Annotated in this window: 21 protein-coding genes and 1 pseudogene; 21 read left to right on the plus strand and 1 reads right to left on the minus strand. The window is 61.0% G+C overall.

Going from position 1 to position 25,222, the window contains the following annotated elements; translation table 11 throughout:
* The first annotated feature begins 128 nt into the window (after positions 1 to 128).
* From ABEV74_RS00560 to spoVM, 18 genes are all read left to right on the plus strand, one after another.
* On the plus strand, positions 129 to 2,912 hold the full coding sequence (locus tag ABEV74_RS00560) for a calcium-translocating P-type ATPase, SERCA-type (RefSeq protein WP_430142756.1): 2,784 nt from the start codon (positions 129 to 131) through the stop codon (positions 2,910 to 2,912).
* 206 nt (positions 2,913 to 3,118) lie between these two features.
* Positions 3,119 to 3,958: a diaminopimelate epimerase gene (dapF, locus tag ABEV74_RS00565; RefSeq protein WP_062492495.1), complete on the plus strand. Its 840-nt coding sequence runs from the start codon at positions 3,119 to 3,121 to the stop codon at positions 3,956 to 3,958.
* A 14-nt stretch (positions 3,959 to 3,972) separates the two neighbouring features.
* Positions 3,973 to 5,844, plus strand: coding sequence for a bifunctional homocysteine S-methyltransferase/methylenetetrahydrofolate reductase (locus ABEV74_RS00570; RefSeq protein WP_430142758.1), 1,872 nt, complete (start codon positions 3,973 to 3,975; stop codon positions 5,842 to 5,844).
* Positions 5,845 to 6,222: 378 nt separating this feature from the next.
* Positions 6,223 to 6,483: an extracellular matrix/biofilm regulator RemA gene (gene remA / locus ABEV74_RS00575; protein WP_005548256.1), complete on the plus strand. Its 261-nt coding sequence runs from the start codon at positions 6,223 to 6,225 to the stop codon at positions 6,481 to 6,483.
* 15 nt (positions 6,484 to 6,498) lie between these two features.
* A complete protein-coding gene (gene gmk / locus ABEV74_RS00580) occupies positions 6,499 to 7,119 on the plus strand; it encodes a guanylate kinase (protein ID WP_062492496.1) in 621 nt (206 codons plus the stop codon).
* Positions 7,120 to 7,139: 20 nt separating this feature from the next.
* Positions 7,140 to 7,340 carry a DNA-directed RNA polymerase subunit omega gene (gene rpoZ, locus ABEV74_RS00585; RefSeq protein WP_062492497.1) on the plus strand — a complete coding sequence of 67 codons (201 nt, stop codon included), beginning with the start codon at positions 7,140 to 7,142 and terminating at the stop codon, positions 7,338 to 7,340.
* 700 nt (positions 7,341 to 8,040) lie between these two features.
* Positions 8,041 to 9,309: a bifunctional phosphopantothenoylcysteine decarboxylase/phosphopantothenate--cysteine ligase CoaBC gene (coaBC, locus tag ABEV74_RS00590; protein ID WP_430142760.1), complete on the plus strand. Its 1,269-nt coding sequence runs from the start codon at positions 8,041 to 8,043 to the stop codon at positions 9,307 to 9,309.
* Entirely contained in the window at positions 9,306 to 11,792 is a 2,487-nt protein-coding gene (gene priA / locus ABEV74_RS00595) for a primosomal protein N' (protein ID WP_430142762.1), read from the plus strand. Before coaBC ends, priA begins: the two co-directional genes overlap by 4 nt.
* A gap of 48 nt (positions 11,793 to 11,840) precedes the next feature.
* Entirely contained in the window at positions 11,841 to 12,326 is a 486-nt protein-coding gene (gene def / locus ABEV74_RS00600) for a peptide deformylase (protein WP_430142764.1), read from the plus strand.
* A 3-nt stretch (positions 12,327 to 12,329) separates the two neighbouring features.
* On the plus strand, positions 12,330 to 13,277 hold the full coding sequence (fmt, locus tag ABEV74_RS00605; protein WP_213530154.1) for a methionyl-tRNA formyltransferase: 948 nt from the start codon (positions 12,330 to 12,332) through the stop codon (positions 13,275 to 13,277).
* Positions 13,274 to 15,076 carry a 16S rRNA (cytosine(967)-C(5))-methyltransferase RsmB gene (gene rsmB, locus ABEV74_RS00610; RefSeq protein WP_430142765.1) on the plus strand — a complete coding sequence of 601 codons (1,803 nt, stop codon included), beginning with the start codon at positions 13,274 to 13,276 and terminating at the stop codon, positions 15,074 to 15,076. The genes fmt and rsmB overlap by 4 nt, the downstream gene beginning before the upstream one ends.
* A gap of 106 nt (positions 15,077 to 15,182) precedes the next feature.
* Positions 15,183 to 16,229 (plus strand): dual-specificity RNA methyltransferase RlmN, encoded by a 1,047-nt coding sequence (rlmN, locus tag ABEV74_RS00615; protein ID WP_062492502.1) that lies wholly within the window; start codon positions 15,183 to 15,185, stop codon positions 16,227 to 16,229.
* Between the two features lie 6 nt (positions 16,230 to 16,235).
* A complete protein-coding gene (locus ABEV74_RS00620) occupies positions 16,236 to 16,988 on the plus strand; it encodes a Stp1/IreP family PP2C-type Ser/Thr phosphatase (protein ID WP_213530150.1) in 753 nt (250 codons plus the stop codon).
* A gap of 5 nt (positions 16,989 to 16,993) precedes the next feature.
* Complete coding sequence (gene pknB / locus ABEV74_RS00625) at positions 16,994 to 19,222, plus strand: Stk1 family PASTA domain-containing Ser/Thr kinase (protein ID WP_430142767.1); 2,229 nt, start codon at positions 16,994 to 16,996, stop codon at positions 19,220 to 19,222.
* On the plus strand, positions 19,219 to 20,157 hold the full coding sequence (rsgA, locus tag ABEV74_RS00630) for a ribosome small subunit-dependent GTPase A (protein WP_430142769.1): 939 nt from the start codon (positions 19,219 to 19,221) through the stop codon (positions 20,155 to 20,157). Before pknB ends, rsgA begins: the two co-directional genes overlap by 4 nt.
* Before the next feature lie 2 nt (positions 20,158 to 20,159).
* Positions 20,160 to 20,804, plus strand: coding sequence for a ribulose-phosphate 3-epimerase (rpe, locus tag ABEV74_RS00635; RefSeq protein WP_430142771.1), 645 nt, complete (start codon positions 20,160 to 20,162; stop codon positions 20,802 to 20,804).
* Between the two features lie 19 nt (positions 20,805 to 20,823).
* Entirely contained in the window at positions 20,824 to 21,111 is a 288-nt protein-coding gene (locus tag ABEV74_RS00640; protein ID WP_062492506.1) for a hypothetical protein, read from the plus strand.
* A gap of 119 nt (positions 21,112 to 21,230) precedes the next feature.
* Positions 21,231 to 21,311: a stage V sporulation protein SpoVM gene (spoVM, locus tag ABEV74_RS00645; RefSeq protein ID WP_010345573.1), complete on the plus strand. Its 81-nt coding sequence runs from the start codon at positions 21,231 to 21,233 to the stop codon at positions 21,309 to 21,311.
* Positions 21,312 to 21,521: 210 nt separating this feature from the next.
* Here the strand turns inward: spoVM and rpmB are convergent, their stop codons facing one another.
* The gene (gene rpmB / locus ABEV74_RS00650) at positions 21,522 to 21,710 is read right to left on the minus strand and encodes a 50S ribosomal protein L28 (RefSeq protein ID WP_062492507.1); all 189 of its coding nucleotides are present in this window, start codon (positions 21,708 to 21,710) and stop codon (positions 21,522 to 21,524) included.
* Between the two features lie 260 nt (positions 21,711 to 21,970).
* On the opposite strand from rpmB, the pseudogene ABEV74_RS00655 reads away from it, so the two are divergent.
* The 3 genes and pseudogenes from ABEV74_RS00655 (at position 21,971) to ABEV74_RS00665 (ending at position 25,198) form a co-directional block, all read left to right on the plus strand.
* Positions 21,971 to 23,307: pseudogene (locus ABEV74_RS00655) on the plus strand (extracellular solute-binding protein).
* Between the two features lie 115 nt (positions 23,308 to 23,422).
* Positions 23,423 to 24,286, plus strand: coding sequence for a carbohydrate ABC transporter permease (locus ABEV74_RS00660; protein WP_430142774.1), 864 nt, complete (start codon positions 23,423 to 23,425; stop codon positions 24,284 to 24,286).
* Positions 24,287 to 24,352: 66 nt separating this feature from the next.
* On the plus strand, positions 24,353 to 25,198 hold the full coding sequence (locus ABEV74_RS00665; RefSeq protein ID WP_062496723.1) for a carbohydrate ABC transporter permease: 846 nt from the start codon (positions 24,353 to 24,355) through the stop codon (positions 25,196 to 25,198).
* The last annotated feature ends 24 nt before the right edge of the window (positions 25,199 to 25,222 follow it).

A 25,222-nucleotide genomic window follows, 5' to 3' on the forward strand; every position in this document is an offset into this window, starting at 1 on the left:
ATAGTTCGGAGAAAAACTTAACCCCTTGCTCGGTGATATTTTACGGTTTGTCCGAATACATTTAGGCTAGGAAGGCTGTCCGTCGGCAGCCGCGCGCCAGCACGGCAGTTACGGGAGGGAGACAGGAAATGGAACAATTGAAGTGGCATCAGCTGGACACCGATGCGCTGAGCGATGCGCTCGGCAGCGTCCCCGATCGGGGCCTATCGCCCAAAGAGGCGGAGGAGCGGCTGAAATCCCGCGGCCCCAACGAGTTGACGGAAGGAGCGCGCATATCGCCGCTTGCCTTGCTGCTCAATCAGTTCAAAGATTTTATGGTGCTAGTGCTAGTCGGGGCGACTCTTCTGTCCGGATTACTGGGCGAGTATCTGGACGCAATTACGATCATTGCGATTATCGTACTGAACGCGATTCTCGGCTTTATCCAGGAGTACCGGGCGGAGCGTTCGCTGTACGCCTTGAAGGAGCTGTCGGCGCCGACGGCGCGCGCACTGCGCGGCGGCGAAGTCGTGACGCTGCCGGCGCGGGAGCTGGTGCCGGGCGATGTCGTGCTGCTCGAAAGCGGCGACCGGATTCCGGCCGACGTCCGTCTGATCGAGGCGAACAGCTGCTATGCCGAAGAATCGGCGTTGACCGGGGAGTCGGTTCCGGTTGCCAAGCATGCGCAGACGCTCGCGGATGCGGACTTGCCGCTCGGCGACCAGCGCAATATCGGCTTCATGGGCACGATGGTAACGAGGGGAACGGCCAGGGGGATCGTCATCCGCACCGGCATGGAGACGGAGATGGGCAAGATCGCCGATCTGATCCAGCAGACCGAGGAGATGGAGACGCCGCTCCAGCATCGGCTCGAGCAGCTCGGCAAGGTGCTGATCGCCGTGGCGCTCGGACTGACCGTGCTCGTCGTCGCTGCCGGCATTTTGCACGGCCAGCCGTTATATGGCATGTTTCTCGCCGGCGTCAGCCTGGCGGTCGCGGCCATTCCCGAAGGGCTGCCGGCGATTGTGACGATCGCGCTGGCGCTCGGGGTGCAGCGGATGATCAGGCGCAAGGCGATCGTCCGCAAGCTGCCGTCCGTGGAGACGCTGGGCTGCGCCTCGGTTATATGCTCCGACAAAACCGGTACGCTGACGCAAAATAAAATGACCGTCACACGGATGTGGATCGGAGGACGCCAGATCGAAGTGACGGGGGAAGGCTATGAGCCGGAAGGAGAGGCGCTCGAAGACGGCGACGTCATCGACGTCAAGCACGATCTGACGGTGCGCCGCCTGCTGCAAATCGCGGCCCTCTGCAACAATGCGTCCGTCTCCCGGCAGGAGACGGACGGAAAGAAGCGCAAGGACGGGGGACCGGTCGCCGAATGGGTGCTCAAAGGGGATCCGACCGAAGGGGCGCTTACCGTTCTGGCGATGAAGCTCGGCGTGCCGCCCAAATCGCTGGAAAGCTTGTACGCCCGCGAGAAGGAATTTCCGTTCGATTCCGAGCGCAAGCGGATGTCCGTCATCGTGAAGCACCAGGGCGGCCGGCTTGTCTGTGCGAAGGGCGCGCCGGATGTGCTGATGGAGCAGTGCGCCTACATACTGTGGGACGACAAGGTCGTTCCGTTCACCGCCACGCTGAAGCAGAAGACGGCCGAAGCCGCCGAGGCGATGGCGCAGGACGCGCTGCGCGTGCTCGGCTTCGCTTACCGCGATCTGCGGCCGCATGACGAATGCGGCACCGAAAGCGAAGCGGAATCCCAGCTTGTGTTCGTCGGTCTCACCGGCATGATCGATCCGCCGCGGCGGGAAGTGCGGGATGCGATCGCCAAATGCCGGCTCGCAGGCATCCGCACCGTTATGATTACCGGCGACCACCAATCGACCGCCGAAGCGATCGCCGGTCAACTCGGCATCATTCCCCGCAACGGGCTGGCCGTCAGCGGAAAACAGCTTTCCGTGATGGACGACGAGCAGCTCGACCGGCTCGTCGACAATATCTACGTCTACGCCCGCGTATCGCCCGAGCACAAGCTGCGCATCGTCAAGGCGCTGCAGCGCCGCGGCCATGTCGTGGCGATGACCGGCGACGGCGTCAACGATGCGCCGGCGATCAAAGCGGCCGATATCGGCATCGCGATGGGCATTACCGGTACAGACGTGTCCAAGGAAGCTTCCTCGCTTGTACTGAGCGACGACAACTTCGCGACGATCGTCTCGGCGATCGAAGAAGGGCGGGGCATTTACGAGAATATCCGCAAATTTATCCGTTATTTGCTCGCCTCCAATGTGGGGGAAATATTGACGATGTTCCTCGCCATGATGGCAGGGCTGCCGCTGCCGCTCGTGCCGATCCAGATTTTGTGGGTCAATCTCGTCACCGACGGCTTGCCGGCGATGGCGCTCGGCGTCGACCAGCCGGAGAAGGATCTGATGCGGCAGAAGCCGCGGCCTGCGAAAGAAAATATTTTTGCCCGCCGTCTCGGCTGGAAAATTATAAGCCGCGGCGTGCTCATCGGCGTCTGCACGCTGGCGGCGTTCTGGATTACATTGAGCGGGGCTCCGGACAGCAAGACGCAGCTTGTCCATGCGCAGACCGTCGCGTTCGCTACGCTCGTCATGGCCCAGCTGATCCACGTATTCGATTGCCGCAGTTCGCGTTCGATCTTCCACCGCAATCCGTTGCAGAACAAGTATCTCGTATTCGCCGTGTTGTCGTCGCTTATCCTGATGCTCGGCGTTCTCTATATCGATGCGCTGCAGCCGATTTTCAAAACGGTGCCGCTCGGCTTCCGCGACTGGTGCCTCGTGCTCGTGGCGGCCGGCATCCCGACCTTCGTCATGGGCATCGGCAGCGTCCTCGGTTCTCCCGGCGGCAAGAAGAAGTCCGCCGCGCGCAAAATCGGCGGCTCCCGGCCGGTCGCCCGCTAAGGATTGCGCGCTGCGCATTGCCTTCTATATATTCCGAAAACGGCCAACAACGGTGCCCGCAGGCGAAAGCTTGCGGGCGTCCGGCGTTTGTGATAGAGTGCAAACAATATATGAAATTTGCCATGGCGCTTTTCCGCCTTTTGCGGTATGCTTTATTAGGATATTGTCGGAATTTGCAGGTATGGATTTCAGCAAGGGGTGCGACGATGAATTTTACGAAAATGCATGGACTGGGCAACGACTTTATCGTGGTCGCCGGGCAGGACAAGCTGCCGGACGGCGTGGCGGAGCTGGCCGTCAAGCTGTGCGATCGCCATTTCGGCATCGGCGCGGACGGCCTCGTATACATTTTGCCTTCCTCGAAGGCGGACTTCCGGATGCGGATTATCAATTCCGACGGCTCGGAGGCGGAGCAATGCGGCAACGCCATCCGCTGTGTCGCCAAATACGTTTACGACAACGGCTTGACGGACAAAACCGAAATTACGATCGAAACGCTCGGCGCCGGCGTACAGAAGGTGCGGGTGACGGCGGAGGCGGGCAAGGCGGCTCTGGTACGGGTCGATATGGGCGAACCGATCCTCGAAGGGCTCAAAGTGCCGACGACGGTCGACGCCAATCCCGTCATCGCCCATCCGATCGAAGCGGACGGACGCGAATTCCGCTTTACGGCCGTATCGATGGGCAACCCGCACTGCGTCATCTATGTGGACGACGCGGTCAACTTCGATCTCGGCACATGGGGGCCGAAGCTGGAGAATCATCCGATGTTTCCGCGCAAAATCAACGTCGAATTCGTTACCGTAAATTCCCGCAATCAGGCCGATATGCGCGTCTGGGAGCGCGGCGCCGGTCCGACGCTCGCATGCGGAACGGGCGCGTGCGCAACGGTCGTCGCTTCGGTGCTGAACGGTTTGACGGACCGCACGGTCACCGTTTCGCTCAAAGGCGGCGATCTGCTGATCGAATGGGACGAACGCGACAATCATGTTTATATGACCGGGCCCGCTGCGGAAGTGTTTCGCGGCACCTGGGAAGGATTGTGATAGGTGGGATGAGCATGAAGCCGGATTTGCGGGAAGCGCTCCAAACCCGCATCCTCATAGGCGACGGGGCAATGGGGACCTATCTGTATCAGATGGGGTTCCCCGTCGGCGTTTCCTACGAGGAATTCAATACGCTGCGGCCGGACGTCATCGAGGAAGTCCATCGGCGTTATTATGAAGCGGGGGCGCGCGTCATCGAAACGAATACGTTCTCGGCGAACCCGGAAAATCTGGCCCGTTACGGGCTGGAGGACGAGACCGAGGCGATCAACCGGGCGGGCGTCAGCGTGGCGCGGGCTGCCGTCGGCGCGGACGCTTATGTGGTCGGGGCGGTCGGTTCCATTCGCGCCGGCAAGCGTCAGAATATCGGCATACCGGAGCTGGAACGGTCGTTCAAACGGCAGATCGGCGCGCTGATCGATGAAGGCGTCGACGGCATTTTGCTGGAGACGTTCTACGATCTCGAAGAGATGGCGCTCGCGCTGCGCATCGTGCGGGAGCTGTCCGGCATTACGGCCATATGCCAGTTTGCGGTCGAGGAGACCGGAAGGACGCGTGACGGCGTCAAGCTGCACGAAGCGTTCGAACAGCTGCGCGACGGCGGCGCGGACATCGTCGGCTTCAACTGCCGTACCGGGCCGAACGGCATTTTGCGGGCGATCGACCGGATCGAAGCGCCCGTTTCGCTGCCGCTGTCGGTTTATCCGAACGCGGGCATTCCCGATTATGTGGACGGGAAATATTCCTATACGGCGTCGCCCGAATATTTTGCGGATATGGCGCGCCGGTTTGCCGATCGCGGCGCACGGCTGATCGGCGGCTGCTGCGGTACGACGCCGGAGCATATCGCCGCCGTCGCCGCCTCGCTGGCCGGCTACGTGCCGCAGCCCGGAGAGGCGGAGCACGGAGGCGATCGGCAGAAGACGGCAGCGGAAACGGCGCCGCCGGTTCCGCCGGTTTCGCAGCCGGAGCTGCACGTTACGAAGATCGAAGAGCCGCCGCTGACGACGCTCGTCCGGCAGCGGCATACGGTTATCGTCGAGCTCGATCCTCCCCGGGATCTCGATATCCGCAAATTTATGGCCGGCGCGGCGGCGCTGAAAGCGGCGCGGGTGGATGCGGTCACGATGGCGGACAATTCGCTGGCCGTCACCCGCATGAGCAATCTGGCGCTCGCCTCGCTCGTCAAGGAGCGGCTCGGTCTGCGCCCGCTCGTGCACATCGCCTGCCGCGACCGCAATCTGATCGGTACGCAGTCGCATCTGATGGGGCTCGACGCGCTCGGCATCGACCATGTGCTGGCGGTTACCGGCGATCCGGCGAGATTCGGCGACTTGCCGGATTCCAGCTCGGTCTACGACCTGACCTCGTTCGAGATGATTCGGATGATCAAACAGCTGAACGAGGGAATCGCGTTTTCGGGCAAGCCGCTCAAGCAAAAGGCGAACTTCGTGATCGGCGCGGCGTTCAACCCGAACGTGCGGAATCTCGACAAGATGGTCAAGCGGATGGAGCGGAAGGTCGAGACGGGCGCCGATTACATTATGACCCAGCCGGTCTACGATGCCGGTTTGATTGCCCGGATCGCCGAAGCGACCAAGCATATCAAGGTTCCGATCTTTATCGGCATCATGCCGCTGGCCAGCGGACGGAATGCGGAATATTTGCATAACGAAGTGCCCGGCATCCAGCTGTCCGACGAAGTTCGCCGCCGAATGGCCGGCCTGGAAGGCGAAGCGGGCCGAGCCGAAGGCGTCCGTATCGCCGAGGAGCTGATCGATGCGGCGCTGCCTCATTTCAAAGGCATTTATATTATGACTCCTTTTATGTTTTACGATATGGCCGTCCGGTTGACGGAATACGTTTGGAAGAAGACGGAGAGATAGCCGCTGGTGAAAATCGGCTCGTATTGGCAGGCCATGGAAGTCTTAGCAGGCTGGCGGCCGCCAATCGAGCTTTTTTCTTTTATTTTCTCGCTCCTACTTGTTCGTTCGCCCAAAATCCATTAGAATAAGGAAATGAATGCCGATTTACACTTGTCGGTAATTTGCTCGGACGGACAGACTGGCGCGTTAAGGCTGCCGTCTAGGACGAAAATGGCATGGGGGAACGTATGCTCCGGACTTTTTTCGTCAAGAATAGTGCAAATGGTCTGCCTGATCCGGACGAATGCCGGAAGGACTTAGCGTACTTGCGTATCATTTGCGATATACCGATTCATTCGATCAGTTGCACGAAGGAAGACCGGAGGGGGAAACCTGATTATGGCCATCAAGCTCATTAATATCGGGTTCGGGAACATCGTTTCCGCGAATCGCATCATTTCGATCGTAAGCCCGGAATCGGCGCCGATTAAACGGATCATTCAAGAGGCGCGCGACCGGCATATGCTAATCGACGCGACTTATGGCCGCCGCACGCGCGCGGTCATCATTACCGACAGCGATCACGTCATTCTGTCGGCCGTGCAGCCGGAAACGGTCGCGCACCGGCTTTCCACCAAGGATGACGATAACGACGAATAATTGACGGGGAGTATTATGAAGAGAGGATTGCTCATTGTATTGTCCGGTCCGTCGGGCGTCGGCAAAGGAACGGTTTGTTCGGTACTCCGGCGCAAGGTGCCGGATCTCGTCTATTCCGTTTCGGCCACGACGCGCAAGCCCCGCAAAGGCGAAATCGACGGCGTCAACTACTTTTTCAAAAGCCGCGAGCAGTTTCAGGAGATGATAGACAGCGACGCTCTTTTGGAATATGCGGAATATGTGGGTAACTATTACGGTACGCCGCGCGACTTCGTCGAGAAGACGCTGGAAAGCGGCAAGGACATCATTCTTGAAATTGAGGTGCAAGGTGCGCTCAAGGTCAAGGAGAAATTTCCGGAGGGCGTCTTTATCTTTCTGATGCCTCCTTCGCTGGACGAATTGAAGCAGCGGATCGAGGGACGCGGCACGGAAAGCAAAGACGCGATCGATCATCGCATGTCGGTCGCCATCGAAGAGATCGGGTTGCTGCGCCATTACGACTATGCGGTGACCAACGACGACATAGAGGCCGCCTGCCACCGGATTCAGTGCATCGTTGTAGCCGAGCATTGCCGCAGGGAGCGGGTCATGGGAGATTTCGCCGCCATGCAGCACGCTTCCACGAAGAAAGCATGACAGATCGAGAGGTGACATGGATGCTTTATCCTTCCATTGATGAACTGATGAAGAAAGTCGAAAGCAAATATTCGCTTGTCGTTGCCGCTTCCCGCCGCGCCCGGATGCTCCGCGACGGAAGCAAGACGGAGCTGCAGCAGGTCAAGTCGCACAAGCATGTCGGCGTGGCGTTGGAAGAGATTTATCACGACGTCATCGTCATCGAGCAGCCCGACAAGTAAACGAAGGGCCGGGGCTTGCCCGAATTTCAAATGTAACCGAATGACAACCTGTAAGGTTGTTATTTTTTTAAGATAAAAGAAAGTGTAAAATTTACTTCCTATTTGCCTGTCTAACCGTCCGCGCCACCCGTCAAATCGTCTCCGGTCCGTCGGTGTGCCCCGCCTTCAACGCCCCCATCTCCTGGCAGATTGCTTTGGCGAAAAGCTGCAAAAGTGCAGGAAAATTGAGGGTGTGGCAAGATATGGTGCAAAATCCTGCAAAAGTGCAGGAAAGTTGAGGATGTGGCAAGATATGGAAGGTATGGTGCAAAATCCTGCAAAAGTGCAGGAATTTTGGCCCGAATGTCCGAATATGGCGCGGAATCCTGCAAAAATACAGTATTTTTTGGTAATTTTCGCTTGTCTGGCTTGAACGGGTCAAAAATACTGCATAATCGCAGTAATTTTCGCGTTTTTGTTTTTTTGCGCCCGAAAATACTGCACTTTTGCAGAATTGTTCAGCAAAAGAAACTGCAAGCTTCGGCGCCTGGCGGCCGCCTCTGGAGAGAACGCCCTCCAGATGCGCTGAGCACGATGTGCAGCAGGAGCGATGCGCAGATGCGCAACGGAAGCGCTGAGCACGATGCGCAGCAGAAGCGATGCCTGGCAGTACGGTGCGGAACAGGCAGACAGGATTTGAAAGAAAGGCGGAGGGAAGGCCATGCTGAAGGGGAAAACGATTCTGCTCGGGGTGACGGGAGGCATTGCGGCGTATAAAGCCGCCATCCTGTGCAGCCGGTTGGTGCAGGCAGGCGCCAATGTGCGCGTCATCATGACGCAGTCCGCGACCAAATTCATTACGCCGCTGACGTTGCAGACGCTATCGCGCCATCCCGTCTATCTGGACACGTTCGACGAGAAGGACCCGTCGGTCGTCGCGCATATCGATCTGGCGGACCACGCCGACCTGATCATCGTGGCGCCCGCGACGGCCAACATCATCGGCAAGATGGCGAACGGACTTGCCGACGATATGTTGAGCACGACGCTGCTCGCGGCAACGTCGCCGATTATTGTCGCGCCGGCGATGAACGTTCATATGTACGAGCATCCCGCAGTCGTCGCCAACATTCAGACGCTCGCTTCCCGCGGCGTCCGTTTCGTCGAGCCCGGTACGGGACAGCTCGCCTGCGGCTATGTCGCCAAAGGGAGGCTGGCCGAACCGGAGGATATCGTGGCCGCTGCGGAAAGGCTGTTCCGGCAAGGCGAGCTGCTGGCCGGCAGGCGGGTGCTCGTCACCGCGGGCGGTACGGTGGAGCGGCTCGATCCGGTCCGCTTCCTGACGAACGATTCCTCCGGCCGGATGGGATTCGCCATTGCCGAAGCGGCCCGCAACATGGGCGCCGAAGTCGTGCTCGTCGCAGGACGTACGGAAGGCATGCCGCCTGCGGGTGTCGAGCTGGTCCATGCCAGATCGGCCGCGGAAATGCTGGACGCAGTCGTCGCCCGTTTCGACGAAGCGGACATCGTCGTTAAAGCGGCGGCGGTGGCGGACTACCGGCCTGCCGCGGCATCGGACCGGAAGATCAAGAAGAGCGGCGATACGATGACGCTTGAGCTGGTGAAGACGACCGACATTTTGCAGGAGCTCGGCGCGCGGAAAACCCGCCAGTTTCTCGTCGGCTTCGCAGCGGAGACGGGCGATATCGAGAAATATGCGATGGACAAGCTGCAGCGGAAAAATTGCGATCTTGTCGTGGCGAACAACGTCGCGGCGGAAGGGGCGGGCTTCAACGTCGATACGAATATCGTGCAAATTTATGATCGTAGCGGACTTGTGGCCGATCTGCCGCTGATGAGCAAGCGCGAGGCGGCGGAGCGCATTATGCAGCTTGTCGCCGAACGGCTTGACGGCACCGGCGACAGCGGTACGAACGTCCAGCCTGCCGGGAAATCCGCAGACGCGGACAGGGACGGGGAGCGCCGATGATTGCCAAAGTGATCGTCGATGTGCCGTCCCGGCAAACGGATCGGCCGTTCGACTACGAGGTTCCGGAAGCGATGGCGGGATGGATCGAGGTCGGCAGCCGCGTCGGCGTGCCGTTCGGCGGCCGGGTCGTGCAGGGCTTCGTGACGGCGCTTGCGGACGAGGCCGATGTGGACCTTGACCGGCTCAAGCCGGTCGACGAGCTGCTCGATCCGGTGCCGCCGCTGACGGCCGATCTTGTCGCGCTCGCCGAGTGGATGAGCGTCAAATATTGCTGCACGTGGACGGCCGCGCTGCAGGCGATGATTCCGGCCGCGCTGAAGGGCCGGGCCGAGCGGTACGTATCGCTGGCCCGGGAGCGCGGACGCGAAGCCGAAGAGCTGCTTCCGGGCGAATTGCTGCGTTGGCTGCAAAGCCGCGGAGAGGTGAAGCTCGATGCGCTTCGCCAGCGCTTTCCCGAATGTGCGGCGGAGGTGAAGGAAGCGCTGCGCGCAGGCGTGCTGGCGGAGCGCTCGGCGATTCGCGACCGCCTGTCGATTCGCAAAGTGCTGACGGTTTACCCGCCCGAGAATCGCGAGGCGGCGCGCGACGCGCTGGAGCAGCTGCCCGCGCGCGCCGGCAAGCAGCGGGAACTGCTCCGGCTGCTGCTGGAGAAAGACGGTCCGGTGCCGCTTCAGGCGCTGCTCGCCGAAGCCGGCGCATCCGCCGGCAGCGTGCGGGCGCTCGCGGACAGGGGAATCGTCCGCATCGAGGAGACCGAGCAGGAACGCGATCCTTATGCCGGACGCGAGTTCGCGACGACCTCGCCGCTTCCGCTCACGGAAGGACAGCAGCATGTGTACGAGCAAATCGCCAAGGCGATCGAATCCGGCGAAGCCGGATTTTTTCTTCTTCACGGTGTAACGGGCAGCGGCAAAACCGAGGTCTATTTGCAGGCGATACGGCATTGTCTGAATCAAGGGCGGCAAGCGATCGTGCTGGTGCCCGAAATTTCGTTGACGCCGCAAATGGTGGAGCGGTTTAAAGGGCGGTTCGGCGATGCGGTCGCCGTGCTGCATAGCCGTTTGTCGAACGGGGAGCGGTACGATGAGTGGCGCAAAATACGCGAGGGTCGGGTTCGGGTGGCGATCGGCGCCCGGTCGGCCATTTTCGCGCCTTTCCCGCGAATCGGCCTCATCATTATGGACGAAGAGCATGAAGCGTCGTACAAGCAGGAAGAGAGCCCGAAATACCATACCCGCGACGTAGCCATCCGCCGCGCCCGGCAGCACGGCGCCGCGGTCGTGCTCGGATCGGCGACCCCCTCGCTGGAGACGTACGCCGCCGCTCACCGGCCGGCGGGAGAAGGCCGGAGCACGGCGCTGCTGCCGATGCCGGACCGCGTCGGAGGACGGCCGCTGCCGCCGGTCGAAGTGGTCGACATGCGCGAAGAGCTGCGCAGCGGCAACCGCTCGATGTTCAGCCGCCGCCTGCACGACGCGCTGGCCGAGCGGCTCGAACGGGGCGAGCAGGCGGTGCTGCTGCTCAACCGGCGCGGCTACTCGACGTTCGTCATGTGCCGCACATGCGGTTATACGGCCGTCTGCCCCCATTGCGACATATCGCTGACCTATCACCAGAAGACGCGAGCGCTGCGGTGCCATTACTGCGGACATGCGGAGCTAGCGCCGAACAGATGTCCGTCGTGCGATGGGGAGCATATCCGCTTTTTCGGCACGGGGACGCAGCGGGTGGAAGAAGAGCTGGCGAAGCTGTTTCCCGGCATCCGGGTTATCCGGATGGACGTCGATACGACGACGGAGAAAGGATCTCACGAAAAATGGCTGAAGCAGTTCGGCAACCGTCAGGCGGACGTGCTGCTCGGCACCCAGATGGTCGCGAAGGGGCTCGACTTTCCGTACGTGACGCTTGTGGGCGTCATTGCCGCGGATACGTCGCTCAACCTGCCGGATTTCCGTGCCGGCGAGCGGACGTTCCAGCTGCTGACGCAAGTGGCCGGCCGGGCCGGGCGGCACCACCTCCCCGGCGAGGTCGTCGTGCAGACGTACGCGCCGGAGCATTACGCCATCGAAGCGGCGGCGCGCCACGACTACGATTCGTTCGTGCGCCATGAGCTGCGCCACCGGCGGGCGATGGGCTATCCGCCGTTCTGCCGTCTCATTCTGATTACGATGTCGCATGAAGAGCTGCCGCTATTGGCGGCGGAGAGCGAGCGGTTTGCGGAAGCGCTGCGCCGGCTTGCCGCCGGAGCGGGCGTGCTCGGTCCGCTCGACAGGCCGGGTCCGGCCGCTTTCGACGTGCTCGGCCCCGTCGCCTCGCCGATCGCCAGGATGAAAGATCGCTACCGTTTTCAATGTATGATAAAATATCGGGGGAGCGTCGACGCGCCGGCTCTCGTCCGGCAAGCGCTGGCGTCGTTTGCGGACGGCCCGGCGCGAAGCAGGGTGCAGTTCGCCGTCGACGTCGACCCGCAAGTCATTTTATAGGACGGCATCCGTCCGTCACGATACGGTTGAATAAAGGATGGGAAAACGATGGCCATTCGAATGATAGTGAAAGTTCCCGATCCCGTGTTGCGGGAAGTTGCCAAAGAAGTAACGAAATTCAACGCCAATCTGCACAAGCTGCTCGACGATATGGCCGACACGATGTACGACGCCGAGGGCGTCGGCCTGGCGGCTCCGCAAATCGGCATTTTGAAACGCGTCATCGTCGTCGATGTCGGCGACGAGGAAACCGGACTGATCGAAATGGTCAACCCGGAAATTATTGAAGCCGACGGCGAACAGCTCGGGCCGGAAGGCTGCCTCAGCATTCCGAACCTGAACGGCGACGTCCGGCGCGCGGACCGGGTGAAGGTGAAAGGCCAGGACCGGCACGGCAACCCGTTCGTCGTGGAGGCGACCGGCTTTTTGGCGCGGGCGTTCCAGCATGAGGTCGATCATCTGAACGGCATACTGTTCACCGATATCGCCGAGCGCGTATACGATATTTCCGAACGGGACAAAGGCGGCGAATAACCGATGCGCATCGTGTTTATGGGTACGCCGGAATTCGCCGTCCCGTCGCTGGAGCTGCTTATTCGCGAAGGGTACGACGTCGCGGCTGTCGTCACGCAGCCCGACCGGCCGAAAGGGCGCAAGCGCACGCTGACGCCGCCGCCGGTGAAGGAGGTCGCGCTGAAGCACGGTCTGCCTGTCCTTCAGCCGGAGCGGATTCGCCGTCCGGAAGCGGTGGAAGCGATAGCTGCGTACAAGCCCGATCTGATCGTGACGGCCGCGTACGGGCAAATATTGCCTGTTGCGGTGCTGGAGCTGCCGCGCCTCGGCTGCATTAACGTGCACGGCTCGCTGCTGCCGAAGTACCGGGGCGGCGCGCCGATCCAGCGGGCGATTATGAACGGGGAGCGGGTGACCGGCGTTACGATTATGTATATGGCCGAAGGACTCGATACGGGCGATATGATCAGCCGGGTCGAAGTACCGATCGCGGATGACGACACGTCGGGCACGCTGTTCGCCAAGCTGAGCGTCGCCGGCGCCGAGCTGCTCGGCCGCACGCTGCCGTCGATCGCCGACGGAACGGCCGTTGCCGTTCCCCAGAACGACGCCGAGGCGACGTATGCGCCGAACTTGACGCGAGACGACGAGCGGATTGACTGGAGCCGGAGCGCCAGGGAAATTTACAATCAGGTGAGAGGGCTGTCCCCGTTCGCCGGCGCGTTCACCCTGTGGAACGGCGAGCCGTTCAAGGTTTGGGCGTGCGCGGTGTCCGATGATTCAGCCGATACGGCCGCGGCGCCGGGAGAGGTGGTACGCGTCACAGGCGAGGGGATTGCCGTGCAGACCGGAAACGGCGTATTGCTGTTGACGCAAATCCAGCCGGCCGGCAAGCGTGCGATGCCGGCGGCCGAATGGCTCAAGGGCGCCAGACTCGCGGTCGGCACGGTGTTTGGCGGAGGCGAATTATGACCGCGCCCGGCGGCGGCCGCGACGGCAAACATGGACGGAGCGGACAGCCGCGGCCGGCGGAGCGTCGAACCAGGCCATCCGTTTCGCCGGATCGGCCGGGCGGACATGCGAGCGGCCGATCCGGCGTAAGCGCGGCGGAAGCGGGAGCGGACGATCGCCGGCAGCGCGCGGCGCGCAAGGCGGACGGCCGGCCGCATCCGGAACGGGGCCGGTCGGCCCGGACCGTGGCGCTCGATGCGCTGCTCCGCGTAGCCGAGGCCGGCGCCTACAGCAATCTCGAGCTGAACCGGGCGCTTCGCTCGTCAGGGCTGTCCCGGGTCGACGCGGCGCTGGCGACGGAGCTGGTGTACGGCACGATTCAGCGCCGTCATACGCTGGATGCGCTGCTTGCCCGCTTCGTCGCCAAAGGGCTGGAGCGGCTTCAGCCGTGGGTGCTGGAGCTGCTGCGGATGAGCGCTTACCAGCTTGTGTTCCTCGACCGCGTGCCGCCTCACGCGGCCGTGAACGAGGCGGTTGCGATCGCCAAGAAGCGCGGGCACGCCGGCATCGCGGGGATGGTTAACGGCGTACTGCGGAGCTTGCAGCGAAGCATCGCACAGACGGCTTCCGGTGAAGGCGGCGCGGCAGAGCGATCCGGTGACGCAGCCGGGAGAACCGGCAGGACGGTCGAGCAAACCGGCGGCACAGCAGGGCACGCCGACGACGCAGCCGGGCAAACCGGCGGCGCAGCAGGGCACGCCGACGACGCAGCCGGGCGAACCGGCATCGCAGCCGGGCACGCCGGCAACGCAGGCGGCCGGCCGGAGGCGCCGATCGTGCTTGCAGCGGCGGCCGGTCTCGCCGATCCGGCGGAACGAATCGCGCTGCGCCATTCGTACCCGGCGTGGCTCGTGTGCCGCTGGATCGCCGTCTTCGGCGAAGCCGGGACCGAGGCGATTTGCGCCGCGGGCAACGAGCCGCCGCATGCGAGCGTGCGCGTCAACCGGCTGCGGCTGTCGCCGGAGGAGGCGCTCGCCCGCCTGACGGCGGCCGGCTTCGACGCCCGTCCGTCCGATGCGGCCGCGGCCGGCATCGTCGTCCGGCGGGGCGGCAATCTTGCCGACAGCGACGGCTACCGGGCGGGGCTGTGGACGGTGCAGGACGAGAGCTCCATGCTCGTCGCCGAAGTCGCGGCGCCCCGGCCCGGCATGCGCGCGCTCGATTGCTGCGCCGCTCCGGGCGGCAAAACGACCCACCTCGCCGAGCTGATGGAGGATCGCGGCGAAGTGTGGGCGAACGACCTGCACCCGCATAAGCGCAAGCTGATCGAGGACCAGGCCGGCCGGCTCGGCCTCGCCTCGGTCCGGGCGATCACCGGCGACGCGGCGGAGCTGGACCGGCGGTTCGATCCGGCCTCGTTCGACGTCGTGCTGCTGGACGCGCCGTGCACCGGATTCGGCGTCATCCGCCGCAAGCCGGACATCAAATGGACGAAGTCGCCGGAAGATATAGCCGCCATTGCCGACTTGCAGCGGCGGCTGCTCGAAACGGCGGCCGCTCTCGTCCGTCCGGGCGGCACGCTCGTCTACAGCACATGCACGATCGAGCCGGAAGAGAACGAGAACCAGATCGCGCGGTTTCTCGAGCGCCATCCCGAATTCGCGGCCGATCCGGCATGGCCGGAGCGGACGCTCGCCGCGCTGCGGCGGGCGGGCGCGATCGGCGGCGGCCCGTTTCCGGGAATGGCCCAAATTTTGCCTCATCATTTCGGCAGCGACGGCTTCTTCATCGCCCGCCTGCGCAGACGGTCCGATTCATAACCAGCAAACGCCCGTGACAATCCGCAAAGTGGTCTGTCATGGGCGTTTGTGGTAAAATGAATCGATAGCGGCTCCGCCGCCTTACAAATCCAACAGGTGTGATAAGATGAAACCGATCATTTACGACTATACGCTGGAACGGCTTCGAGACTGGATGAAGGAGAACGGCGAGCCGGCGTTCCGCGCCGACCAGCTGTTCGACTGGCTTTACGCGAAGCGGGTCGAGCGATTCGAAGATATGACCAATTTGCCGAAGGGCTTGCGCGAAAAGCTGGACGACCAGTTCCGTTTTGCCGCGCTGCATGAGATTACCCGGCTGGAGTCCAAGGACGGCACCGTCAAGTTTCTGTTCGGTCTGCACGACAACCATGCGATCGAGACGGTCATCATGCGGCATAACTACGGCAACAGCGTCTGCGTGACGACGCAGGTCGGCTGCCGCATCGGCTGTACGTTCTGCGCTTCGACGCTCGGCGGTCTGAAGCGGAATCTTACGGCCGGCGAAATCGTCGCCCAGGTCGTCACCGCCCAGAAGATGCTGGATCGCACCGGCGAGCGGGTATCGAGCATCGTCATTATGGGCTCGGGCGAGCCGTTCGAAAATTACGAAGAGACGATGACGTTTCTGCGCATTATGATCCATGAGAAAGGGTTGAACATCGGGCAGCGGCATATTACGGTATCGACAAGCGGCATCGTGCCGAACATTTACCGTTTCGCGGACGAAGACACCCAGATCAATCTGGCCATCTCGATCCACGCCCCGAACGACGAGCTCCGCTCGAAGCTGATGCCCGTCAACCGCCGCTATCCGTTCGCGGATGTGATGGAAGCTTGCCGGTACTATCTGGAGAAGACGGGGCGGCGCATTACGTTCGAATACGCGCTGATCGGCAATGTGAACGATCGCCCCGAACATGCGCAGCAGCTGGCCGAAGTGCTGAAAGGGATGCTTTGCCACGTTAACCTGATCCCGGTCAACCATGTGCCGGAGCGCAAATACGTGCGAACGTCCCGCGACGATATATTCGAATTTCACCGCATTTTGGTCCGCAACGGCATCAACGCGACGATCCGAAGGGAGCAAGGTCATGACATCGCGGCCGCCTGCGGGCAATTGCGGGCGAAGCATATGGATTCTATGGCGAGGTGATCGGAATTGAGGACGGCAAATCGAAGCGATACCGGGCGGATTCGGCTCGTGAACGAAGACCGCAGCTGGGTGGGGGAGACGGCCGGAGGCTTGACGGTCGCCATCGTCGCGGACGGGATGGGCGGACACCGCGCGGGCGATGTGGCCAGCCAGATGACGGTTGACGCTTTCCGGGAAGCGATGCAGCAGTTGGAAGGAGACCTTACCGACGAGGAAGCGGCCGATCATATGCGGCAGGCCATTCTGCGGGCCAATGCGATCGTCTACGAGATGGCTTCCCGCAACGAGCAGTATCATAATATGGGGACGACGGTCGTCGCCGCGCTGTTGAAGCGGAACGGCGCCGTGATCGGCCATATCGGCGACAGCCGCGCGTACAAACTGACCGCCGATGGCCTTGTCCGGCTGACGGAAGACCATACGCTCGTCAACGAGCTGGCCAAGGCGGGGCAGATCAGCGCCGAAGAAGCGCTCAATCATCCGCGCCGGAACGTGCTGACGCGCGCGCTCGGCACGGACGCGAACGTCGAGGTGGACGTGATCCGGATTGACACGGCCCCGGGCGAAGCGATCCTGCTGTGCAGCGACGGTCTGACCAACATGGTCAGCGAAAGCCAGATGCTGGACACGCTGCGCCGCGAAGATCTCGACCTGGACGGTCAGGCAGAGCGTCTGATCGAGCTGGCGCTGGAAGCCGGAGGGGATGACAACATTTCGGTCATTCTGCTGAAGGATGCCTGTACGGAGCGGGAGGGGTGAGCGCGATGATCGGGCAGGACTTGGGTGGAAGGTACGAAATCATCTCCCGCATCGGCGGGGGCGGCATGGCGCTCGTCTACAAGGCGCACGACATTTTGTTGAACCGCCGTGTTGCAGTTAAAGTATTGCGTTCGCAGTTCGTACACGACGAAGAATTTATCCGGCGTTTCCGCCGCGAAGCGCAGTCCGCCGCATCGCTGTCGCATCCCAATGTCGTCAGCATCTACGATGTGGGGCAGCAGGACGATATCCATTATATCGTCATGGAATATATCGAAGGTCATAATCTCAATGAAATCATCCAGGAACGTGCGCCGCTGCAGACGGAGGAGGCGGTGCGCATCGCGCAGCAAATTTGCGACGCGCTCGAACATGCGCACCAGAACCAGATCATTCACCGCGATATCAAGCCGCACAACATATTGATCGGCAAGAACGGCCGGGTCAAAGTGACCGACTTCGGCATTGCCCGCGCGGTGACGTCGGCCACGATTACGCAAGCCGGTTCGGTCGTCGGCTCCGTGCACTATTTCTCGCCGGAGCATGCCAAAGGGGTCAGCGCAGGAGAGCAGTCGGACCTTTACTCGCTTGGCGTCGTACTGTATCAGATGCTGACAGGCGAGCTGCCCTTCCACGGGGAAAGCCCGATCAGCGTGGCGCTTAAACATTTGCAGGAGACGTTCGTGGAGCCCCGCGTCGTCAACCCGCACATTCCGCAAAGCGTGGAAAATATTATTTTGCGCTCGATGCGCAAAAATCCCGGCGAGCGCTACACGTCGGCCGGCGAAATGCTGCGCGATCTGGAAACGTGCCTGCAGCCGGACCGGCTGAACGAGCCCAAACTCGTCTTCGACAACGACGCCGAAGCGGATATGGATGAAACGCGCATCATGCCGGCCATCGGAGGCGCGCTGCGCGATTCGCAACCGTCGTCCGGCGCGCGGCCGACGCCGGCAGGCGCAGGCGCTGCGGGCGCCGCGGGCGCCGTGGGAGCCACGGGCACTGCGGGCGCTGCGCCCGTTCAGGACGAAGAGCCGGACGAACCGTCTGCCGCCGCGCAGCCGAAGAAGAAATGGGTGCGTCCCGTCGTGACCGTATCGGTGACGCTCGTCATCATCGCGCTCGTGTTTTGGGGCGTTCGCACCGTGCTGGCGATTCTCGACGTGCCGGAGGTGGAAGTCCCGTACGTCGTCGGCCAAACGGAGGACGAAGCCCGCAAAATGCTGCAGGACGCCGGCCTGCGCGTTGAGGAGCCGCCCGTTAAGGAGCATCGGGACGACGTCGAGAACGGCATCGTGTTCGACCAGTCCAAATCGAACATGCGGGTCAAGGAAGGCGCGCTTATCCAGCTGTGGGTCAGCTTGGGACCGCGCATGGAAGAAATGCCGTCCTTCGCGGAGTCGTCTTACGGCGATGCGGTGGAAGCTTTGCGGGCGCTCGGCGTGCCTGAGGCGAATATCAAGAAGCAGGAAGAGCACAGCGACACCAATCCCGGCACCGTGATCAATCAATCGCCGGCGGCCGGCGAGCAGTTCGATCCGAAGAAGACGAACATCACTTTGACGGTCAGCAAAGGGCCGGCTACGTTCAAGATGCCCGATCTGAGGGGCAAAAACGAGGAGCAGGCGCGCAGCCAGCTGCAGGCGCTCGGCCTGCGGCTGACCGGAGACGAGGTCGTATACGAACCGAGCTTCACCGTCCCGAAAGGCGAGGTGATGGAGCAGTATCCGTACGCTCCGGGCGCCGAAGTGACGAAAAACGCCGAAGTGACGCTTACGGTCAGCTCCGGACCGCCGAAGGACGCGATCGAGTACACGTACAACGTCGTCATCAGTCCCGCCGAAGTAGGAGGGACGAGCGAGGTTCACATCGTCTACTCCGACGCGCGGGGCGAAAATATCGACTGGGGAACGAAAAAAATCAACAATACGAAGACGTTCCAGGTCAAGCTTGTACTCGTTCCGAATACGGAAGCGACCGTGACGATCGAACGCGACGGCGTCTTTATGGATTCGTCCTCGATCACGTACGACGAGGCGGTTTCGGGCGAGCATCCGGGCACCGTATTTATTCCCGGATTCGAAATGTCAAACGGCTTCTTCCAGGACGAGACGCCGCCTGACGGCGAGCAGCCGGATACGGGAGAAACGGACGACGACGACGAGCGCGGCAGAGGCGAAGACCGGGGCAGAGGCAAGCGGGATAATCGCGACGGGGAGAACGGCGAGCCATGAAAGACAGACAGAGCCGTATGACGGGACGAATCGTCAAAGCGTTAAGCGGTTATTATTACGTTCAGCCGGACCGGGAGAACGGTTCGGCGCCCGCTTCCCTGCTGCAATGCCGCGCAAGGGGCATCTTCAAGAAGAAGGGCGTCAGCCCGCTCGTCGGCGACAAAGTCGTCTACAGCGTGACGGAGAACGGCGAAGGCACGGTGGACGAAATACTGCCCCGCACATCCGAACTGATTCGTCCGCCGGTCGCCAATGTCGATCAGGCCGTTCTCGTGTTCTCCGTTCTCGAGCCGGCGCTTAATTTGCAGTTGCTGGACAAGTTTCTCGTGCATATCGAGCATGCCGGCATTCCGGCGGTGCTCTGCCTGAGCAAGCAGGACCTTGCAGCGAGTGGCGAGAAAGCGGACGCCGCGCGCGAGGCGGCCAGGAAAGTACGGGAAATTTACGAGCCGATCGGCTACGAGGTAATCGGCACGAGCGCCCGCCTGGCCGAAGGCGTCGAGGAGCTGCGGGACCGGCTGACAGGCCGCCTGTCCGTCTTCGCCGGACAGTCCGGCGTCGGCAAGTCGTCACTGCTCAACGCCCTGGTGCCGGGGCTTTCGCTGGAGACGAACGAAATCAGCATGAAGCTCGGCCGGGGCAAGCATACGACGCGGCATGTGGAGCTCATACCGCTCGGAAACGGCTCGTTCGTCGCGGATACGCCCGGCTTCAGCCAGCTCGATTTCGCGGAACTCGGGATTGAGGACCTCGGACGCTGTTTCCCGGAAATGCGGGAGCTTACGGCCGAATGCAGGTTTCGCGGCTGCACGCACGTCCACGAGCCTTCCTGCGCCGTTCTGGCCGCCAAAGCGGAAGGGGTGGTAAGCGAATCGCGGTATGAGCATTACGTGCAGTTTTTGAACGAGATGAAAGAGAAAAAACGGAGGTACTGACCATGTCCATTATCGCCCCTTCGATCCTGTCGGCCGATTTCGCCCGTCTGGGCGAGGAAATCGCCGAAGCGGAACGCGCCGGCGCCGACTGGATCCACATCGACGTCATGGACGGTCATTTCGTGCCGAATTTGACGTTCGGTCCGCTCGTCGTGGAGGCGGTGCGCCCCTACACGAAGCTGACCTTCGACACCCATCTGATGATCGAGCAGCCGGAGCGCTACATTCCGGCCTTCGCGGCGGCCGGCGCCGACCGGATAACCGTCCATGCGGAAGCGTGCGTCCATCTTCACCGGGTCGTTCATCTGATCCGCGAGCACGGGCTGCCGGCAGGCGTCGCCCTCAATCCGGCAACGCCGCTGTCCGCGGTCGAGCATGTGCTGGACGACATCGATCTCGTGCTTGTGATGACGGTCAATCCGGGATTCGGCGGACAGCGGTTCATCCCGCAGACGCTCGACAAGATCCGTTCGCTGTCCGCCATCCTGCGGCAACGCAGGCTGGACCGGATTCATATTGAAGTCGACGGCGGCATTAATGCCGACACCGCGCCGCTCGTACGGGAGGCCGGGGCGAACGTGCTGGTCGCCGGGAATGCCGTATTCGGCGAGAAGGACCGGGCGGCTGCGATCGCGGCGCTGCGATAAGGGAGGAGACGATTCGCGGATGGAGGACTACGACCGATTGGAAGAGAGCAAATGGAAGACGTTCGCCTACATTGCCCTTTACAGCATCGTCTGCGGCAGCCTGCTCGCGATGTTTGCCTTGACGGCGAATCTGATGCGGTATGTTTTCTCGCTTCTTGCGCTGTATCTGGGCATCCGGTTTTTTCGCCGCTATGAACGTCTCGCTCCCCGCATCTGGTTTATCGTGCTTGCGATTTTCTGGTATTTCGGCTCCACGATTGTCATTGCGATGATCGCATACATTCGGGAAAATCCGCCCCCGGCCTGATCCGTTATTCCTCCCGCCAAATGGGCGCTCCCGGATGGAATAGGACGGACCCGCACCGCATAGGATGTTACATAAACAGAGGTCCTGTTTCGATGAGCGCGTTCGAGGAGGGATGGAGCATGAAATTTTATACGATCAAACTGCCGAAGTTTTTGGGCGGTTTCGTCAAAGCGATTCTGAACACCTTCCAAAAAAATTAATTCGAAGCAACCGCCGTCGAACGATTGTGGGTACTCGGGCTGCTGGTTACGGGTTAACGGCTGCCGGCTTGCGAGCGGCCGCCGTATTGGTCTTTGGGAGAGGCAGGGTCGCCGAAACGGCTTGCGCCGGATCGGGCGGCGAAGCGGCGTTTCGGCTTAAAAAAAGCACCTGGAATGTTCATGTTCCAGGTGCTTTTTGCTATCGGTCGGTTATACGCGAGTCACTTTGCCGGATTTCAGAGCCCGGGCGCTGATGTATACGCGCTTCGGTTTGCCGTCGACGAGGATCCGGACTTTTTGGACGTTAACCCCCCACGTGCGGCGCGTTTTGTTGTTGGCGTGAGACACGTGGTTGCCTTTTCCCGGGCTTTTGCCCGTAATGAAACATTTGCGAGACATGACATACACCTCCCTTGAAAAAAACGATGCCGAGCGTTAAACGGTTCGCACCGTCAAGGCTGCAAAGCATGGCTTCGGGTTGAAACAAACACACTCGAATATCATACCATAGTTGCCGGTAGGCTACAAGCCCAATACGCCAAGGAAAAGACGCCGACGATCTGAAAAAAATCAACATCACTCCCTAATTTCCCGCATTGTTTCGTTATGGTCCGACAACCATAATGAAATTATAAATCAGCAGAGGGGGCTTGTATCAAATGCGCAAATCGAAATGGCTCGGCCTGGCGATGGCAGGCATTGTCGCAGTCGGATTGACGGCTTGCGGAGGCGGAAGCGGCAGCGGCGGCGAAGGCGGCGGCCAGGCAGCGAAAGGCGGAGCCGAGCCGAAGCAGGAAAACATCACGATTACGTTCCAGAACATTTATCCGGATCAGACCGATCCGAAATACAAGATGCTCCGCGCGATCGTGGACAACTACGAGAAAGAGCATCCGAACATCAAGATCGAACTCGATTCATTAAACACCGACCAGCAAAAGCTCAAGCTGAAAACCCAGGCCGCTTCCAGGGAAGTGCCGGACATTACGGTTGTCAATCCGGCGGCGCAAATGCAGCCGTTCGTCGATGCGAAGCTGTTCGCGCCGCTGAACGACATGGTCGAGCAGAACGGCCTGAAGGATACGTTCCAGGAAGGCATTCTCGACTACTATACGTTTGACGGAAATTTGTATGCGCTGCCGGACGGCAACAATATCGCGCTCGTCTATTACAACAAAAAGTTGTTCGAGCAGGCCGGCGTCGAGGTTCCGACCACTTTCGAGGAAATGATCGAAGTGGTGAAGAAGCTGAAGGATGCGGGCATTCAACCGATGGCGATCGGCGAGAAAGATACGTGGACCGGCTCCTTCCTGTTCATGAACATTTTGCTGCGGACGAACGGCGGCCCCGGCTTCCTGCAGGATGTGCTTGACGGAAAGAAAACGTTCGAGGACCCGGCATTCATCGAGGCGGTCGACGCGTTCCAGAATCTCATTCAGGCCGGCGCCTTCCAGGAAGGGGCGACATCGTTCGACTACAACGCCGGCGAGAACCTGTTCAAGACGGGACAGGCGGCCATGTATTTCATGGGCAGCTGGGCGACGGGCGGCATCGAGACTTCGTCGGCCAACGAGAACGGTAATGTCGGCGTCTTCAAGTTTCCGACCGTGAACGGCAAAGGCGATGTCAACGAATTTATGCTGGCTCCGGGCAGTGCGTTCGCGATATCGGCAGACAGAAAGCATCTCGAGGAAACGAAAGACTTCCTGAACTACTACATGCTTAATTACCCGAAGGAAGCGTTCAAGCTGAAAGGCGCCGTCGGTCTCGCCCAGAAAGTCGAAGGCGATTTCCGAGCGGCCGGCTATTCCGATATGGCCATGGAAGTGCTCGCCATGTTCGAAGACGTCAAAGGCGGCGATCTGGCGTTCGACAATACGATGAACCCCGGCACGGCGCAAGCGCATTTGTCCAGCATTCAAAACTTGTTCGTGCAGAAGACGGATGCCGCGGCAGTGGCCAAAGAGATCAGACCGCTTACGAGCAAAACAAATAGGCGGCGGGTAACAGCGATGGGGGCGGGAGCTCGCGGAAGGCGCTTCCCGCCCGCATCGGAACGTTGGGAAGGAGGCGGGAGAAGTTGAACGTGCTGAAGGTGTCCCGCTGGACGATTGCCGCTTTTTGTGCTGCCGTGCCTGATTTTCTATGCCGGCCTCGTGTTCGTTCCGGTGCTGGTGTCCGTATACAGCAGCCTTCTGGACTGGAACGGGATCGGCGAATCCCGATTTGTCGGAATCGACAACTATATCCGGCTGTTTACGGCCGATCCGGTGTTTTGGCCGTCCGTCCGCCGGACGCTCGTACTGGCCGTATTATCGATGGGCTTGCAGCTGCCGTTCGCCCTGTTCGTAGCCATTTTGCTCAATCGTTTCATCCGCAGGCCGAACTTTCTCGTATCCAGCTATTTTTTGCCGGTCATTCTGTCGGTCGTCATCATCGGACAGCTTTGGAAAACGATTTATAACCCGACTTCGCTCGGCGGCATGCTCAATCAGCTGCTGACGGCGATCGGGGCGGGCGACCTGACAAGGGCATGGCTGACCGATCCGGACGTGGCGATCTACGCGATTTATTTTGTCGCGCTGTGGCAGTATATCGGCTATCATGTGCTGATCCAGTTTACCGGCATCCGCAACATTCCGGCCGATATATACGAAGCGGCCAGAATCGACGGCGCCGAAGGCTTGAAGGCGGACCGCTACATTACGCTGCCGCTGATCGTGCCGATTTTCAAAATTTCGATGGTGCTGGCCTTCATCGGTTCGCTGCAGTCGTTCGACCTGATCATGGTCATGACGGGCGGCGGTCCGGCGCATGCGACGGACGTCATTTCCACCCATATGTACAACATGTCGTTCCTGTCCATGAAGTACGGCTACGGCAGCGCGATCGCGGTGTTTCTTGTCGGGCTTTGCCTTGTCGCGACGCTGGCGATCAATTTTCTGTTCGGCAAGCTGGATAAACGATATTCCTGAAGCAGAGAGAGGAGGGGGACCATGCGTCAGACCGCAACCGCAGCCGGTACCGGAACCGCACGCCGGATGCGGACCGCCCGCGGCTTTTTTTACCCTGTTCAAAAAGGGCTGGTGCTGCTGCTGCTGGCCGTCCTGCTCGTGACGCAGCTGTATCCGCTTCTGTGGCTGTTTGCCTACTCGCTCAAGACGAATGAGGAAATATTGTCCGGCAGCTTCTTCTCCTTGCCGTCTGCGGCGCAGTGGCGCAATTTCGCGGACGCGATCGAGGCCGGCAACTATTTTCGCTATCTGGGCAACAGCCTGCTTGTGACATCGCTGACGATGGCCGGCGTCATTCTGCTGAGTTCGCTAGCCGCATTTGCGATTACGCGTTTCCGCTGGAAGGGCGGACAGCTCGTCATGCTCGTTTTTCTCGTCGGCATGATGATCCCGATGCAGGCGACGCTGCTGCCGCTGATGGTCGTATTTAAACATGCGGGCATTTTGAATACGCATCTGTCGCTCATTTTGCCTTACATCGCGTTCCAGATGCCGATTTCCGTATTTATTCTGAGCGGATTCATGCGCACGATCCCGCACGAAATCGAGGAGTCGGCGGTGGTGGACGGAGCGGGAGTGTTCCGCATCTTCCGCAGCATCATATTGCCGATCTCGGTGCCGCCGCTCATGACCGTTTGCATCTTGACCTTTATCAACATCTGGAACGAATATATTCTTGCGGCCACCTTCGTTTCGGCGGAACGGCTGAAGACGCTGCCGTTCGGCGTTTACAGCTTCGTCAGCCAGTATTCCGCCAATTACGGCGCGATCGGCGCCTATCTCGTCCTTGGCGCGGCGCCGGTCATTCTCATCTATTTCCTGCTCGCCGAACGGATTACGAAAGGGATGGTCGCAGGCGCGGTCAAAGGTTAGCCGCTGCTCTTCGCCGCGAATGCT

This window comes from Paenibacillus cisolokensis (genome assembly GCF_050481165.1).
Lineage (GTDB): Bacteria > Bacillota > Bacilli > Paenibacillales > Paenibacillaceae > Paenibacillus_AH > Paenibacillus_AH cisolokensis.

Excerpts from the sequence above, each read along its gene's own strand:
- ABEV74_RS00560 (WP_430142756.1), top strand. The coding sequence starts at position 129 with ATGGAACAATTGAAGTGGCATCAGCTGGACACCGATGCGCTGAGCGAT.
- dapF (WP_062492495.1), top strand. The coding sequence starts at position 3,119 with ATGAATTTTACGAAAATGCATGGACTGGGCAACGACTTTATCGTGGTC.
- ABEV74_RS00570 (WP_430142758.1), top strand. The coding sequence starts at position 3,973 with ATGAAGCCGGATTTGCGGGAAGCGCTCCAAACCCGCATCCTCATAGGC.
- remA (WP_005548256.1), top strand. The coding sequence starts at position 6,223 with ATGGCCATCAAGCTCATTAATATCGGGTTCGGGAACATCGTTTCCGCG.
- gmk (WP_062492496.1), top strand. The coding sequence starts at position 6,499 with ATGAAGAGAGGATTGCTCATTGTATTGTCCGGTCCGTCGGGCGTCGGC.
- rpoZ (WP_062492497.1), top strand. The coding sequence starts at position 7,140 with ATGCTTTATCCTTCCATTGATGAACTGATGAAGAAAGTCGAAAGCAAA.
- coaBC (WP_430142760.1), top strand. The coding sequence starts at position 8,041 with ATGCTGAAGGGGAAAACGATTCTGCTCGGGGTGACGGGAGGCATTGCG.
- priA (WP_430142762.1), top strand. The coding sequence starts at position 9,306 with ATGATTGCCAAAGTGATCGTCGATGTGCCGTCCCGGCAAACGGATCGG.
- def (WP_430142764.1), top strand. The coding sequence starts at position 11,841 with ATGGCCATTCGAATGATAGTGAAAGTTCCCGATCCCGTGTTGCGGGAA.
- fmt (WP_213530154.1), top strand. The coding sequence starts at position 12,330 with ATGCGCATCGTGTTTATGGGTACGCCGGAATTCGCCGTCCCGTCGCTG.
- rsmB (WP_430142765.1), top strand. The coding sequence starts at position 13,274 with ATGACCGCGCCCGGCGGCGGCCGCGACGGCAAACATGGACGGAGCGGA.
- rlmN (WP_062492502.1), top strand. The coding sequence starts at position 15,183 with ATGAAACCGATCATTTACGACTATACGCTGGAACGGCTTCGAGACTGG.
- pknB (WP_430142767.1), top strand. The coding sequence starts at position 16,994 with ATGATCGGGCAGGACTTGGGTGGAAGGTACGAAATCATCTCCCGCATC.
- rsgA (WP_430142769.1), top strand. The coding sequence starts at position 19,219 with ATGAAAGACAGACAGAGCCGTATGACGGGACGAATCGTCAAAGCGTTA.
- rpe (WP_430142771.1), top strand. The coding sequence starts at position 20,160 with ATGTCCATTATCGCCCCTTCGATCCTGTCGGCCGATTTCGCCCGTCTG.
- ABEV74_RS00640 (WP_062492506.1), top strand. The coding sequence starts at position 20,824 with ATGGAGGACTACGACCGATTGGAAGAGAGCAAATGGAAGACGTTCGCC.
- spoVM (WP_010345573.1), top strand. The coding sequence starts at position 21,231 with ATGAAATTTTATACGATCAAACTGCCGAAGTTTTTGGGCGGTTTCGTC.
- rpmB (WP_062492507.1), bottom strand. The coding sequence starts at position 21,710 with ATGTCTCGCAAATGTTTCATTACGGGCAAAAGCCCGGGAAAAGGCAAC.
- ABEV74_RS00665 (WP_062496723.1), top strand. The coding sequence starts at position 24,353 with ATGCGGACCGCCCGCGGCTTTTTTTACCCTGTTCAAAAAGGGCTGGTG.